Source organism: Agromyces sp. CCNWLW203 (assembly GCF_036576125.1).
Lineage (GTDB): Bacteria > Actinomycetota > Actinomycetes > Actinomycetales > Microbacteriaceae > Agromyces.
This window is the reverse complement of record NZ_JAZHYX010000002.1, coordinates 504,374-519,326: the sequence shown is the minus strand read 5'-3', so window position 1 is coordinate 519,326 and position 14,953 is coordinate 504,374. Positions and strand designations below refer to the sequence as shown.

At 70.7% G+C, this 14,953-nt stretch carries 13 protein-coding genes; 5 read left to right on the top strand and 8 right to left on the bottom strand.

Annotated features, from left to right (window positions below; translation table 11 throughout):
• Positions 1-7: 7 nt before the first annotated feature.
• The 6 genes from VPH61_RS08035 to VPH61_RS08010 all read right to left on the bottom strand — a co-directional run bounded on the left by VPH61_RS08035 (position 8) and on the right by VPH61_RS08010 (position 6,857).
• On the bottom strand, positions 8-1,114 hold the full coding sequence (locus tag VPH61_RS08035; protein ID WP_332062980.1) for an ABC transporter substrate-binding protein: 1,107 nt from the start codon (positions 1,112-1,114) through the stop codon (positions 8-10).
• Positions 1,111-2,475, bottom strand: coding sequence for a sulfate adenylyltransferase subunit 1 (locus tag VPH61_RS08030; protein WP_332062979.1), 1,365 nt, complete (start codon positions 2,473-2,475; stop codon positions 1,111-1,113). Before VPH61_RS08030 ends, VPH61_RS08035 begins: the two co-directional genes overlap by 4 nt.
• Positions 2,475-3,494: a sulfate adenylyltransferase subunit CysD gene (cysD, locus tag VPH61_RS08025; protein WP_332062978.1), complete on the bottom strand. Its 1,020-nt coding sequence runs from the start codon at positions 3,492-3,494 to the stop codon at positions 2,475-2,477. The genes VPH61_RS08030 and cysD overlap by 1 nt, the downstream gene beginning before the upstream one ends.
• Complete coding sequence (locus VPH61_RS08020; protein WP_332062977.1) at positions 3,491-4,234, bottom strand: phosphoadenylyl-sulfate reductase; 744 nt, start codon at positions 4,232-4,234, stop codon at positions 3,491-3,493. Before VPH61_RS08020 ends, cysD begins: the two co-directional genes overlap by 4 nt.
• Positions 4,231-5,964 carry a nitrite/sulfite reductase gene (locus tag VPH61_RS08015; protein ID WP_332062976.1) on the bottom strand — a complete coding sequence of 578 codons (1,734 nt, stop codon included), beginning with the start codon at positions 5,962-5,964 and terminating at the stop codon, positions 4,231-4,233. The genes VPH61_RS08020 and VPH61_RS08015 overlap by 4 nt, the downstream gene beginning before the upstream one ends.
• A gap of 155 nt (positions 5,965-6,119) precedes the next feature.
• A complete protein-coding gene (locus VPH61_RS08010) occupies positions 6,120-6,857 on the bottom strand; it encodes a sirohydrochlorin chelatase (RefSeq protein WP_332062975.1) in 738 nt (245 codons plus the stop codon).
• Positions 6,858-6,941: 84 nt separating this feature from the next.
• On the opposite strand from VPH61_RS08010, the gene VPH61_RS08005 reads away from it, so the two are divergent.
• The 4 genes from VPH61_RS08005 (at position 6,942) to VPH61_RS07990 (ending at position 10,751) form a co-directional block, all read left to right on the top strand.
• Complete coding sequence (locus VPH61_RS08005; protein WP_332062974.1) at positions 6,942-7,169, top strand: hypothetical protein; 228 nt, start codon at positions 6,942-6,944, stop codon at positions 7,167-7,169.
• Between the two features lie 78 nt (positions 7,170-7,247).
• Positions 7,248-9,125, top strand: a complete 1,878-nt coding sequence (locus VPH61_RS08000) for an ABC transporter ATP-binding protein (protein ID WP_332062973.1) — start codon at positions 7,248-7,250, stop codon at positions 9,123-9,125.
• Positions 9,126-9,311: 186 nt separating this feature from the next.
• The gene (locus VPH61_RS07995; protein WP_332062972.1) at positions 9,312-10,139 is read left to right on the top strand and encodes a hypothetical protein; all 828 of its coding nucleotides are present in this window, start codon (positions 9,312-9,314) and stop codon (positions 10,137-10,139) included.
• Positions 10,140-10,235: 96 nt separating this feature from the next.
• On the top strand, positions 10,236-10,751 hold the full coding sequence (locus VPH61_RS07990; RefSeq protein WP_332062971.1) for a 2'-5' RNA ligase family protein: 516 nt from the start codon (positions 10,236-10,238) through the stop codon (positions 10,749-10,751).
• Positions 10,752-10,770: 19 nt separating this feature from the next.
• Here VPH61_RS07990 and VPH61_RS07985 read toward each other — a convergent pair whose 3' ends face one another.
• Entirely contained in the window at positions 10,771-11,151 is a 381-nt protein-coding gene (locus VPH61_RS07985) for a DUF1622 domain-containing protein (RefSeq protein ID WP_332062970.1), read from the bottom strand.
• A gap of 186 nt (positions 11,152-11,337) precedes the next feature.
• Complete coding sequence (locus VPH61_RS07980) at positions 11,338-13,203, bottom strand: phosphoenolpyruvate carboxykinase (GTP) (RefSeq protein ID WP_332062969.1); 1,866 nt, start codon at positions 13,201-13,203, stop codon at positions 11,338-11,340.
• A gap of 129 nt (positions 13,204-13,332) precedes the next feature.
• Here VPH61_RS07980 and VPH61_RS07975 point away from each other — a divergent pair, with 129 nt between their 5' ends.
• A complete protein-coding gene (locus VPH61_RS07975; RefSeq protein ID WP_332062968.1) occupies positions 13,333-14,775 on the top strand; it encodes a helix-turn-helix domain-containing protein in 1,443 nt (480 codons plus the stop codon).
• Positions 14,776-14,953: the final 178 nt, after the last annotated feature.

Here is a 14,953-nt window from a genome sequence, read left to right as displayed (position 1 = left end):
GTCGCTCCTACTCCTCGCCGAGGCCGCCGGCCGAGACCGGTTCGCCGCCGTCGGACTCGAGCAGCCCGTTCAGGAGCCGCAGGTCGAACAGGCCGTCGATCGAGCCGTCCTTCTGCGTGCCGGCCTCGAGGCCGTTCGCGACGAGCGTCTCGAAGGTCTCGGCGTGCGGATCGACCGAGAAGCTCACGTACTCGAGCGCCCGGGTGAGCACCTCGTCGGCGAGCGGCTTACCGGTCTCGGCCTCGAGGGCCGCGTTGATGACGGTCGGCGCCTCGGCCGCGTGGCCTTCGAGCCAGGCGACGGATGCCACGTGGCCCTCGAGCAGCGCCTCCACCGTCTCGGGGTGCTCCGCGAGGAACTCGGCGCGCACGAGCAGCACGGTCGTCGGGAACGCGCCGTCCTCCCAGAGTTCGGCCTCGTCGACGAGCACGTGTGCACCGGCGTCGACGATCAGGCGCGAGACCCACGGTTCGGGGAGCCACGCACCGTCGATCGCGCCCTGCTGGAAGAGCGTGAGCGTCTGCGCGTTCTCGGTCGGCGTGATGTGCACGTCGCCGCCGCCCGTCGTGTCGGTCTCGTAGCCCTCAGCCGCGAGCCACGAGCGGAGCGCCACGTCTTGCGTGTTGCCGAGCTGCGGCGTCGCGAGGGTCGTGCCCTCGAGGTCGGCCGGCGAGTCGATGCCGTCACGCACGACGAGCGCCGCTCCACCGGTGGCGGCACCGGCGACGATGTGGGCCGACTGCCCGCCCGACTGGATGAAGGTGTTGATCGACGGGTTCGGCCCGATGTAGGTCGCGTCGATGGCGCCGGCCGAGAGTGCCTCGATCGCGGCAGGGCCGGCGTTGAAGACCTGCGTCGTGAGCTTCGTGTCGCCGAGGGCGTCGGCGAAGAGGCCCTCCTCGAGTCCCACGAGCGCGGGCGCGTGGGTGACGTTCGCGAAGTAGCCCAGTCGGAGCTCGGCGGCGGGCGTGGTCGCGGCATCCGCCGCCTCCCCCGCTGCCGACTGCGGCGCGCAGCCGCTGAGGGAGAGCACGGCTGCGGTGACGATCGCCGCGGCGAGCATCATGCCCGCGACCAGGCCGAGGCGGGAACGGGCGCGTGATGTTGCGGTCATGCTGCTACTCCTTCGGTGTCGGTGGTCGTGCGGGTTGAGCTGCCGGCGTGGCCGGTGGTGGGTGTCACCGGTGCGGTGACGATCCCGGCGGCGAGCGTGGCGCCCGACTGCGGGTCGATGACGAGGAACGCGCCGGCGCGGCGGTGCGCGACATACTCCTCGACAGGCAGGTCGGCCGAGAGGCGCACGCGCACCTGGCCGATATCGTTGATCTCGAGCAGCTGGGCCGGCTCGAGTTCGAGGGAATCGAGGTCGCGGCGTCCGACGATCTCGGGCACGAGCGCCTGCACGGTCGTCGTGCCCGACTTCACGAGCACGCGGGCGCCCGGCCGCAGCGGGGCTGCGCCGAGCCAGAACACGGATGCGTCGAGCTCGCGTCGCGGTTCGGGCAGCGCGCCCTCGGCGACGATGACCGCACCGCGTGCCGCATCGAGCTGGTCGGCGAGCCGCAGCGACACCGAGCGGGGAGCGGATGCCTCGTCGACCGAGTCGGGACCGGCGTCGATGCCCGTCACCGTCGTCGTCGCGCCGCCCGGGAAGACCTGCACCCGGTCGCCGACGCGCACCGTGCCGGAGGAGATGCGACCCGCGAAGGCGCGGTAGTCGCGGAACGACTCGGTGTCGTCGACGTCGTGCGCGAGCGCGCCCTGCGGGCGCACCACGAGCTGCACCGGGAAGCGCAGCGCCTCGAACTCGGTCTCGAGCTCGTCGAGCGAGGGCAACGTCTCGAGCAGTTCGAGCAGGCTCGGGCCGTCGTACCACGGGGTGTTCGCCGAGCGGTCGACGATGTTGTCGCCCGCGAGCGCCGACACCGGGATGACGTGGGTGTCGGCGAGGCCGAGTTCGCGCGCGAGCGCGGCGACATCCGCTGCCACGGTGTCGTAGGCCTGTTGCGAGTACCCCAGCAGGTCGATCTTGTTGACGGCGATGATCACGTGCGGCACGCGCAGCAGCGCGACGACGGCGAGGTGGCGTCGGGTCTGCTCGAGCACGCCGTTGCGGGCGTCGACGAGCACGACGACGGCGTCGGCGGTGGTGGCGCCCGTGACCATGTTGCGCGTGTACTGCACGTGCCCCGGGCAGTCCGCGAGGATGAACGATCGCCGCCCGGTCGAGAAGTAGCGGTAGGCCACGTCGATCGTGATGCCCTGCTCGCGCTCGGCGCGGAGTCCGTCGGTGAGCAGCGCGAAGTCGATCGCGCCGGGCTCGCCGCCGAAGCCGCGCTCGGCGGAGGTGCGTGCGACCGATTCGAGCTGGTCGGCGAGGATCGCCTTCGAGTCGTGCAGCAGGCGGCCGACCAGGGTCGACTTGCCGTCGTCGACCGAACCGGCCGTCGCGAAGCGGAACAGTGCGTCGCCCATCAGAAGTACCCGTCCTTCTTGCGATCCTCCATGGCGGCCTCGGAGATGCGGTCGTCGGCCCGGGTCGCCCCGCGCTCGGTGAGCGTGGAGGTCGCGACCTCGGCCACGACATCGGCGACGGATGCCGCGTGGGACTCGACGGCCCCGGTGCAGCTCATGTCGCCGACGGTGCGGTAGCGCACTGTGCGACGCTCGACGACCTCATCGACGCGTGCGGGCGAGACCTCGGAGATCGCACGCCACATGCCGTCGCGGCGGTAGACCTCGCGTTCGTGCGCGTAGTACAGCGGCGGCAGCTCGATGCCCTCGCGTTCGATGTAGCGCCACACGTCGAGCTCGGTCCAGTTCGAGATCGGGAACGCCCGCACGTGCTGGCCGACCGTGTGGCGACCGTTGTAGAGGTCCCAGAGCTCCGGGCGCTGGTTGCGCGGGTCCCACTGGCCGAACTCGTCGCGGAGGCTGAGGATGCGCTCCTTGGCCCGAGCCTTGTCCTCGTCACGGCGGGCGCCGCCGAAGACGGCGTCGTGCTTGCCTGCCGCGATCGCATCGAGCAGGGGCTGCGTCTGCAGCGGGTTGCGCGTGCCGTCGGCGCGCTCCTGCAGCCGGCCGTCGTCGAGGTAGTCCTGCACGGACGCCACCTCGAGCCGGAGGCCGAGCCGCTCGACCGTGCGGTCGCGGAAGTCGATGACCTCGGGGAAGTTGTGGCCGGTGTCGACGTGCAGCACCGGGAACGGCACTCGGCCGGGCCAGAACGCCTTCGCCGCGAGGTGCAGCACGAGCACCGAGTCCTTGCCGCCCGAGAAGAGCAGCACGGGCCGCTCGAACTCGGCAACCACTTCGCGGATGATGTGGATCGCCTCGGACTCGAGGGCGTCGAGCGCGTCGATGCCGGTCTCCCGCGCCTCTGCGGGTTGAGGAGGCGCGCTAGCGCCGTCTCGAAACCCGAGCCCCTGCGCGATGGGGTTTCGAGACGCTCGCTGCGCTCGCTCCTCAACCCACGACAATTGCGTCTCGCTCATACGTGCAACCCGCATTCCGTCTTGTCGAGGCCCGCCCAGCGGCCGGCCCTGGGGTCTTCGCCCTCGGCCACCTTGCGTGTGCACGGCTCGCAGCCGATCGACGGGTAGCCCTGGGACAGGAGGTCGTTCACGGGGACGCCGAAGGCGTTCGAGTAGTCGATCAGCTCGTCGAAGCTCCACGCCGCGAGCGGGTTGACCTTCACCAGCCCGTTGCGCTCGTCGAACGTCACGAGCGGGGTGTTCGTGCGCGTGGGCGCCTCGTCGCGGCGCACACCCGTGAACCACAGCTCGTAGCCCGTGAGCGCGTCGTGCAACGGTGCGACCTTGCGCATGGCGCAGCACTCGGCGGCGTCGCGGGCGAAGAGGTCGAGCCCGTACTTCGCGTTCTGCTGGGCGACCGTGAGCTCGGGCAGCACGTCGACCACGCGCACGTCGAGTGCAGCTGCGACCCGATCACGCGTCTCGTAGGTCTTCGCGAAGTGATAGCCCGTGTCGAGGAAGAGCACGTCGATGCCCGGCAACGACTGGGCCACCACGTGCGGCAGCACGGCGTCGGCCATCGAGCAGGCGACGGCTGCGGCATCCGCTTCGAAGTTTCGCGCGACCCAGGCGATGACCTCGTAGGCGGATGCCTCGTCGGCCGCGAGGCTCCGGAGTTCGGCGTTGCCCGCCTCGGCGAGCGCGCGCAGTTCGTCGTGCGTGCGCAATGCGGCGGCGCGAGGAGCCAGGGAGACGCTCATCGGAGCACCTCCTCGTCGGCACGGTGCGCCCATTCGGCGAACGTCTCGTCGGCCGCGGCGTCGCGCTCGTCGAGAAAGCGCTTGACGACCCGCTCGACGTAGACGGCGATGCCGTCGGCTTCGACCTTCAGGCCGCGCACCGTGCGGCCGAGGCCGGCGTCTTCGCGGTCGGCCGTGGCGAGGCCGCCGCCGAGGTGCACCTGGTAGCCCGGCACCTGCTCGCCGGCGTCGTTCATGATGAGCTGGCCCTTCAGCCCGATGTCGGCCGTCTGGATGCGGGCGCACGAGTTCGGGCAGCCGTTGACGTGCAGGCTGATCGGGTGCGGCAGGTCGAACCCGTCGAGCGTGCGCTCGAGATCGAGCACGGCAGCCGTGGCGAACGCCTTCGTCTCGACGATCGCGAGCTTGCAGAACTCGATGCCGGTGCACGCGATCGTGCCGCGGCGGATGAGGCTCGGCCGGGCCGAGAGGCCGAGCTCGTCGAGACCCGTGATGAGCGACTCCACGCGATCTTCGGGGATGTCGAGGATGACGAGCTTCTGGTGCGGCGTCGTGCGCAGGCGCGAGGAGCCGTGCGCCTCGACGAGCTCGGCGAGCTTCGCGAGGGTCGGGCCCGAGACGCGGCCGACGATCGGCGTCGCACCGACGTAGAACCGGCCGTTCTTCTGGCGGTGCACGCCGACGTGGTCGCCGTGCGCGAGCGGCTTGGGCGCCGCCGGCCCGTCGGGCAGCGGGGCGTCGAGGTACTCGGTCTCGAGCACCTGGCGGAACTTCTCGGTGCCCCAGTCGGCGAGCAGGAACTTCAGGCGCGCCTTGTTGCGCAGTCGCCGGTATCCGTAGTCGCGGAAGATCTGGGCGACGCCGTGCCACGCGTCGGCCACGAGCTCGGGTGCGACGAAGACGCCGAGGCGCTCCGCGAGGCGCGGCGACGTCGAGAGACCGCCACCGACCCAGAGGTCGTAGCCGATGCCGAGCTCGGGGTGCTCGACCGCGACGAAGGCGACGTCGTTGATCTCGTGCACGACGTCTTGGCTCGGGTGGCCCGTGAGCGCGGTCTTGAACTTGCGGGGCAGGTTCGCGAGCGTCGGGTCGCCGATGAAGCGGCTCGTGATCGCCTCGATCTGCGCGGTCGGGTCGATGAGCTCGTCGGCGGCGATGCCGGCGACTGGCGAGCCGAGCACGACGCGCGGCACGTCGCCGCAGGCCTCGGTCGTGCCGAGGCCGACCGCCTCGAGTCGCCGCCAGATCTCGGGCACGTCCTCGACGCGGATCCAGTGCAGCTGGATGTTCTGCCGATCGGTGAGGTCGGCGGTGCCCCGGCCGAAGTCGATCGAGATGTCGGCGATCACGCGCAGCTGCTCGGTCGTGAGCTGCCCGCCGTCGATGCGCACCCGCAGCATGAAGTACTCGTCTTCGAGCTCGTGCGGCTCGAGGGTCGCCGTGCGGCCGCCGTCGATGCCGGGCTTGCGCTGCGTGTAGAGCCCCCAGACGCGGAAGCGGCCGTGCAGGTCGGTCGGGTCGATCGACGCGAATCCGCCCTTCGAATAGACGCGCTCGATGCGCTCGCGAACGCTCAGGCCGTTGTCGACCTGCTTCCACTCCTCGTTGCCGTTGAGCGGTGCCGTGCCATCGACCTTCCACTGCCCGTGCGGGCGACTCGCCGGTCGGGGCGGACGCTCGCCGGAGCGGGCCGCCGGGCGGTTCGGCGCCTCGATCGTCTCCTGCGTCATGTCTCTCCTCGGTCACCGCTGAGTGCGGGTTTCGACCGAGGCTAGGCGGGTTGGCGGCCGGCCGGAGCGGGCGCCGTCACATCACGGCAAGGAAGGCAACACGGCGTCAACCGCGGCAATGCGGCGTCACAATCGGAGAGACGGGGCGCCTCGCGCTATGCTCCCGACGCGGTGTCGGATGCCGCGGCGAGCGTCTCCTCGAACCGATCGAGCACGATGTCGACGAGCTCGACCGGGGCGTCGTCGGGAGTCAGCAGCGGCTCCGTGACGAGGTCGGCACCGGCGGCCGCCGCGAGGTCCTGGAAGTAGCCGGGCGCGAGCAGGTAACTCGCCGCGACCACCCGTCGGCTGCCTCCCTCCGCCCGCACGTCGGCGATCGCATCGGCGAGTCGGGACTCGGCCGCCGAGAGGAAGCCGACCGTGACGGGAGCGCCGAGCGCCGCCGCGAGCCGCTCGCCCATGTCACGGCAGTCGTCCACGGCTCGCGCATCGCTCGACCCCGCAACGGCGAGCACCACGAGATCCTCGGGCGTCGCGCCCGACTCGGCGAGTCGACGCCGCAGCACCTCGACGAGCCGATCGTCGGGCCCGAGCGCGGCCGCGAGCCGCACCGAGCGATCGGCGACGTCGTCGATCTCGCGCCGGAGATCGACGTGCACGTGGTAGCCGGCGGAGAGCAGGAGCGGCACGACGACCGCCGGAGTCGAGGGCGGCAGCGCGCCGAGGGTCGCCGCGACATCCGGCTGTTGCACGTCGACGTGGCCGAGTCGCACGAGCGACGGCGACGCCGCCGCGGCATCGACCGTGTCGATGAGCCGCTGCACCGCAGCCTGCCCCTCGGGCGACGCGGTGCCGTGGGAGATGCCGACGAGGGCGGGCTCGGGGAGATCCATCCCCCTATCGTGCACTGCGCGTCACCGTCTTCGCTCGTCAACTTGCATTGACGTTGGCACCGTTCGTCAATTATCGTTGACGCCATGGATGACCACACCCTCAGGACCGCGATCGCGGCGGCCGACGGCGACGACCCGTATCGCGCGCTCCGCGACCTCCACCATGCGCGGGTCACGCTCACCCGCGAGCTCGACCGTGCCGAGGCGACGGCCGTGCGGCGAGCGCGAGCCGCCGGATCGAGCTGGCAGCTCATCGCCCTGGCACTCGAGGTCTCCAAGCAGGCGGTGCACAAGAAGTACGGGCGCAGCTAGGCCACGTAAGCTGCAAGACGGCGTTTCGCGACACGAGCGGATGCGGCATCCGCTCGTCGTGCACGCCAGGAAGAGGACATGAGCGACACCCCGACCCGACGATCCCCCTTCTCGCGACGCGGTGAGACCACCGGCCCACGGGCGACGTTCCGGCAGTTGCTGCCCTTCATCTTCGAGCACCGTCCGGTGCTCATCTGGGTCGCGGTGCTCTCGATCGTCGGCGCACTCGCGAGCCTCGCGCAACCGCTGCTCGTCGCCCAGGTGATCCAGGTCGTCGAGGCGAACGAACCACTCGGCGGCATCGTCTGGGCGCTCGTCGCCCTCGTCGTCGTGAGCGGCGTGATCACGGGCTACCAGCACTACCTGCTGCAGCGCACCGGCGAGGGCGTCGTGCTCTCGAGCCGCAAGCGACTGGTCGGCAAGCTCCTGCGGCTGCCGATCGCCGAGTTCGACACCCGCCGCACGGGCGACCTGGTCTCGCGCGTCGGCAGCGACACGACGATGCTGCGCGCCGTGCTGACGCAGGGCCTCGTCGAGGCGATCGGCGGCACGGTCACGTTCATCGGCGCGCTGATCCTGATGCTCATCATCGACCCCGTGCTGCTCGGACTCACCGTGCTCGTCGTCGCCGTCGCCATCACGACCGTCACGCTGCTCTCGCGGCACGTGCGCGAGGCGTCGCAACAGGCGCAGGCGAAGGTCGGCGACGTCGCGGCATCCGTCGAACGCGCCATCGGTGCGGTGCGCACGATCCGTGCCGCCGGGGCGACCGAACGCGAGATCCGGGATGTCGAGGCGCACGCCGAGGGCGCCTGGCAGATGGGCGTGAAGGTCGCGAAGATCTCGGCCCTCATCGTGCCCGTCGCCGGCATCGCGATGCAGGTCTCGTTCCTCGTGGTGCTCGGCGTCGGCGGCTTCCGCGTGGCATCCGGCGCCCTCACGGTCGCGGACCTCGTGGCGTTCATCCTGTTCCTGTTCATGATGATCATGCCGCTCGGCCTGTTCTTCGGTGCGATCACCTCGGTCAACCAGGCGCTCGGCGCCCTCGGCCGCATTCAAGAGATCCTCGATCTGCCCGATGAAGATGCGCACGACCGCGAACTCGCACCGCTCGCGCTCATGGTCGGCGAGGCGAACGCGGGCGTGCTGCCGGATGCCCCGGCGATCGCCTTCGACGACGTCTCGTTCGCCTATGCCGCGACGCGGCAGGACCCGGCCGACCCCGAGAACGAGTCAGCCGACGAGCACTCGCCCGAGCCCGATGTCACCGCCCGCCAGCCAGTGCTGCGCGAGGTCTCCTTCCAGGTTCCCCGCGGCCAGCGCATCGCGCTCGTCGGCCCGTCGGGCGCCGGCAAGTCGACGATCCTCGCGCTCGTCGAGCGCTTCTACGACCCCTCGGTCGGTACGGTGCGCATGGGCGGCCTCGACCTGCGATCGATCGACCGCGCCGAGCTGCGCGCTCAGATCGGCTACGTCGAACAGGATGCCCCGGTGCTGGCCGGCAGCCTCCGCGACAACCTGAAGCTCGGCAGCCCCGACGCGAGCGATGCGGCATGCGAGCAGGTGCTGCGCGCCGTGAACCTCGGCGGCGTGCTCGACCGCGACCCCGCCGGCCTCGACGCCGCGGTGGGCGACGACGGCATCATGCTGTCGGGCGGCGAGCGCCAGCGCCTCGCGATCGCCCGGGCGCTGCTCGCGGCTCCCCCGATCCTGCTGCTCGACGAGTCGACCTCCTCGCTCGACGGCGTCAACGAGCGCATGATGCGCGACGCTATCGACGCGGTCTCCGAGGGGCGCACGCTCATCGTGATCGCGCACCGGCTCTCGACCGTCATCGACTCCGACCGCATCATCGTGCTCGACGAAGGCCGAGTCATCGGCGAGGGCACGCACGCCGAACTCGTGGCGGCCGTGCCGCTCTACCGCGATCTGGCGGCGCACCAGCTGCTCGTGTGAGGTCGGTGGTGCCGTGCGGCGTTGTCGCGTGAGCCGCGCCGCACCGTGCCTCGCCGCATGGCCGCCTCAGTGCGAACCCGAGCGAAACTCAGTGCTCGCTCGGATGGCGCCCTGGCGCGATCTTCGTAGCGTGGCTCCCGCATCCTCGACCGGATGCCCCGAGCCCATGCCCCACGGAGGACCCCCATGACCATCGCAACCGTCTCGAACGAGCGCGATCTCGCACACCTCGACGAGCTGCCCGTCGACCTCATCGACGAACTGCCCGTCGGAACCGACGAGGCCGACACCGCAACGACCCGCAGCGGACTCGGCAACTCCTTCGACCGGGTGCAGGCCGGCATCCAGGGCTGGCTCCGGCACTGGGAGCCGCTGCGGCTGCCGGCCTTCACCGCCGTGCGCGACGTGATGCCCGATGGCGACCGCGGCCGCTCGTCGCTGCAGGCCGCACCGACCCAGCCCGACGGCGCCGTTCGCCTCACCGCGAGCCTCTACGACCCGCCCAACCGCGACGGTGAGCCGCTCGCATGGTCGCGCAACTGGGCGAGCCTCGCCGTGCTGCCGCCGGCACGGGAGTCGGGCCGGCTGTTCTACCGGTTCCGCGTCTCGAGCCGCCTCGTGCTCGACGGGCAGGCGGCGCTCAGCCTCGTGTCGACGAGCGTGAACTTCGGCGTCGTCTCCGACGTCGCGAAGGCGAGCCCATTCCACGTCACCGGGTTCGCCACGCCGATCGCACGGCCCCTCATGGGCGTGCAGTGCCGCGAAGACCAGGATGCCGCTGCGTCGCAGGTCTTCGAGGGCTCGATCGCCGTGCGGCAGGGCGAGTCCCCGGCGATGGCGTTCGTCATCGGCACCGACCTGCTCTTCGAGAACGGCTGGGTGCGCATGCACGAGGGCTCGAGCACCTGGATCGGCCCGACGGAGCCCGGCGCGAGCGGCACGATCGAGTTCCGCTACGCACCCGCGGCGATGCTGCGCCTGCTCAGCCGCCTCGACGAACCGCACGTCGCCTGACCGAGGGTCGCCGCGTCGGCACTGCGCGCCCGCACTGAACGTCAGCACTGTACGCCCGCACTGTACGTCGCGGCCGCAGTCGGCGAGAATCGGCGGATGTCGCACTTCGTCGTCGTGCTGCCGCTCACGCCGCTCACCACGGGCGGGTCGTTCACCGTCGCCGACTGGCCGCTGCACGTCACGCTCGTCGAACCGTTCTCCACCGACCACCCCAAGGAGGTCGTGACGACGGCGCTCGGCGCAGGCGCCCGCGACGCACGCACAATCACGAGTACCGCGGGCGATCCCGCCCTGTTCGGTCGTCGACACGACGTGCCGGTCACCCTCGTCCGAGACGGCGGTGAGATCGCGGACCTTCGCGCGAAGGCGCTCGCGGCCCTCGACGCAATCGGGGTCGACCTCGGCCGGCCCCGTATCGAGTTCCGTCCGCACGTGACCGTCAAGCGCCACGGCGGGGTGAGTCCCGGCGACCGCGTGGTGCTCCAGCAACTCTCCCTCGTCGATATGCGCCCGCCGACGGGCGCCCATCATCGGAGCGTGCTCGGCGTGTGGCCGCTCAGCGAGGCATCCGTCACTCGCGAAGCGCCGCTGCCGCTGCCGCCGCCCGGCTGACGCGTACGGTCATCGGCCGTCAGCCCGCCTCGGTCTGCGCGAGCGAACCCTCGTCGTCGGGTGAGCGGCGTTTCTGCCACGGCCAGCGGCCCGAGATCTCGAGCTCGAGCGACCAGCTGAGGAAGGTGCGGATGAGCACGATGATCGCGAGCACCGCGACGGAGTCGAGCGTCGGCGTCACGGCGACGGTCTTGATGATGTCGGCGGCGACGAGCAGTTCGAGGCCGAGCAGGATCGCCCGCCCGAGCACGCGCCTGAAGCGGGTGTACACGGGGCTCACGCGGCGCAGCCCCCGCACCGCGGCGTCGACGACGGCGTAGACGATGCCGATCACGATCGCCGCGACGCCGAGCACGTCGATGACCTCGCCGATCGTCTCGATGACCGTGCCGAACTCCATGAGGCCCCCTCGGGCACACGCTAGCGCGGGTGGTCGCGCGACGGCGTCAGGCGTGCCGACATGCCGTCGACGGATGTCGCGGACGGCACGCCTTCCCGAGCGCGCGCCCGCGGCATCCGTCGACGACACGGCGGCACGGACGCGCGGAGGCGCCGCACCCATGTGAGTGCGGCGCCTCCCTGCGAGCTACGCCCCCTGGTGCGACAGGTGGTAGCGCAGGCTCGCGAGCTCGGCCCGGAGCGCCGCCGGCACGCGATCGCCGAATTGCTCGAAGTACTCCTCGGTGAGCTCGCACTCGGCGAGCCACGAGTCGCGGTCGACGTCGAAGAGCTGCTCGAGCGCGTCATCCGCGATCTCGAGCCCGTCGAGGTCGAGCGAACCGGATGCCGGGATCAGGCCGATCGGCGTCTCGACGATGTCGCTCGTGCCCTCGATGCGACCGACGATCCACTCGAGCACGCGCGAGTTCTCGCCGAACCCGGGCCACAGGAACGAGCCATCGGCGCCCTTGCGGAACCAGTTGACCTGGAAGATCTTGGGCGCGTTCTCGCCGAGCACGCGGCCCATCTTGACCCAGTGGCCCCAGTAGTCGGCCATGTTGTAGCCGCAGAACGGGAGCATCGCGAACGGGTCGCGGCGGAGCTCGCCGACCGTGCCTTCGGCCGCGGCGGTCTTCTCCGACGAGATCGTCGCACCCATGAAGACACCGTGCTTCCAGCTGCGCGCCTCGGCCACGAGCGGCACATTCGTCGCGCGACGCCCTCCGAAGAGGATCGCGTCGATCGGCACGCCGTCGTGGGCGTCCCAGTCATCGGAGATCTGCGGGCACTGGGCGGCGGCGACCGTGAAGCGCGAGTTCGGGTGCGCCGCGGGGCGACCCGAGTCGGGGGTCCACGGCTTGCCCTGCCAGTCGGTGAGCTCGGCGGGCGCCTCGTCGGTCAGCCCCTCCCACCAGATGTCGCCGTCGGGGCGCAGCGCCACGTTCGTGAAGATCGTGTTGCCCCAGAGGGTCTGCACGGCCGTCGGGTTCGTGGTCTCACCGGTGCCCGGCGCGACGCCGAAGAAGCCGGCCTCGGGGTTGATCGCGTACAGGCGGCCGTCGTCGCCCGGGCGCATCCAGGCGATGTCGTCGCCGATCGTCTCGACTTTCCAGCCGGGGATGGTCGGGCGCAGCATCGCGAGGTTCGTCTTGCCGCACGCCGACGGGAACGCCGCGGCGACGTGGTACGACTTGCCCTCGGGCGAGGTGATCTTGATGAGCAGCATGTGCTCGGCGAGCCAGCCCTCGTCGCGCGCCATGACGCTCGCGATGCGCAGCGCGAAGCACTTCTTGGCGAGCAGCGCGTTGCCGCCGTAACCCGACCCGTACGACCAGATCTCACGGGAGTCGGGGAACTGCACGATGTACTTCGTGTCGTTGCAGGGCCACTCGACCTCGGCGCGGCGGTGGCCCACGCCGTCGATGAGCGGGTAGCCGACCGAGTGCACGGTGCGCACCCACGGCTCGCCGGCCTCGATCAGGCGGTACACGGCGTCGCCCATGCGCGTCATGATGCCCATCGAGAGCACGACGTAAGGCGAGTCGGTGATCTCGACGCCGAGCTGCGAGATGGGGCCGCCGAGCGGGCCCATCGAGAACGGCACGACGTACATCGTGCGGCCCTTCATCGAGCCGTCGAAGACATCGGTCAGCTCGGTACGCATCTCGCGCGGGTCGCGCCAGTTGTTCGTGGGGCCGGCGTCCTCTTCGTACGTCGAGCAGATGAAGGTGCGGTCCTCGACACGGGCGACGTCCTCCGGGTCGGTGCGCGCGAGGAAGCTGTTGGGGCGCCACTCGGGGTTCAGCTTGATGAGCTTGCCCTCGGCGACGAGCTGCTTCGTCAGCAGGTCGGCCTCGTGCTGCGAACCGTCGCACCAGACGATCTCGTCGGGCTTGGTGAGGCCGGCGATCTCGTCGACCCACGCGCGCAGGGCTGCATCGGTGGTTCCGCGACGGGTGCTGCCGGTCGAGTCGGATGCCTCTGTACCGATCGAGAACTCGGAGATGGTCATCTTCGTCCCTTTCCATTGGTGCCGACCGTGAGCCGGAACTGGTTCGTACTTCAAGAATGCGCGCAGTTGACGCATCCGTTCGGCCAAATCGACGGTTAAGAACGTGCAATCTTTCGGTATCCTTAAGCCATGAAGGCAGGCTCCCCCGATCTCGCGACCCTCGGACAGCGCATCCGTCATTTCCGCAGCGAACGGGGACTCACCCTCGACCAGCTGGGCGAGGCGGTCGGCATGGCCGGCAGCCAGCTCTCCCTCATCGAGAACGGCAAGCGGGAACCGAAGCTCTCCTTGCTCGACTCGCTCGCCGCCTCGCTTGGGGTCGAACTCGCCGACCTCCTCTCCCGGGAGGCTCCGAGCCGTCGCGCCGCACTCGAGCTCGAACTCGGGCGCGCACAGTCGAGTCCGCTCTACGCGAGCCTCGGGCTGCCCGCGATCCGGCCGGGCCGCGGCATCACCGACGAGTCGCTCGAGGCGATCGTCGGTCTCCATCACGAGCTGCAGCGGCGGGCGAGCGAGGCCATCGCGACACCTGAAGAGGCCCGGCGTGCCAACACCGAGCTGCGCGAGCGCATGCGGGAGCGCGACAACTACTTCGCCGACATCGAGCAGCTCGCCGAAGACCAGGTGCGTGCCTCGGGCCACCGTTCGGGCGCCCTCACCCACCGCGAGGTGAGCGTCATGGCCGAGAAACTCGGCTTCCAGCTCATCTACGTCGACGATCTGCCCGACTCGACGCGCTCCATCACCGACATCGCGAACGGGCGCATCTACCTTCCGCCCGCCTCGATCCCCGGCGGCCACGGCCTGCGATCGATGGCGCTGCAGGCGATGGCGCATCGCCTGCTCGGGCACGAGCGCCCCGACAGCTACGCGGAGTTCCTCTGGCAGCGGCTCGAGATCAACTACTTCGCCGCCGCATGCCTCATGCCGCGCGAGGCATCCGTCTCGTTCCTGCAGGCCGCGAAGAAGGAGAAGCGGCTCGCCATCGAGGACTTCCGCGACGCGTTTGGCGTCACCCACGAGGCCGCGGCGCTGCGGTTCACGAACCTCGCGACGACGCACCTCGACATGACGCTGCACTTCCTCCGCGTCGCGGGCGACGGCGCCCTACTGAAGGGCTACGAGAACGACGGCCTGCCGCTGCCGACCGACGTCACGGGCTCGATCGAGGGCCAGTGGGTGTGCAAGAAGTGGAGCGCCCGCACCGCCTTCGGCCACACCAACCGCACGACCGAGAACTACCAGTACACCGACACGCCCGCCGGCACCTTCTGGTGTGCGACGCAGACGGGGCGAACGGATGCCGCGGAGTTCTCGATCTCGGTCGGCGTGCCGTTCAACCAGGCCAAGTGGTTCCGCGGACGCGAGACCACCCACCGGGCCGTGTCGACCTGCCCCGACGAGTCGTGCTGCCGCCGCGCACCTTCGGAGCTCGCCGAGCGCTGGGCCGGGCGGGCGTGGCCGAGCGCCCGCCTGCACGCGCACGTGCTCTCACCCCTGCCGTCGGGCACCTTCCCGGGCGTCGACGACTCCGCCGTGTACCGCTTCCTCGAGGCCCACGCCGACCAGTAGTCCGCACCCCGCGCCCCCTCACGCGCGACCCCTCACGCGCGCCCCTCCCGCGCTGCCCCTCGCGCTCGCCGAGCCTCCTCCATCGCCGAGTCGGCGGATGAAACGCACGACACGCCGGCGCGACTCGGCGTGTCGCCCGGTTCATCCGCCGACTCAGCGGGCGCGAGTTCGACTGAGG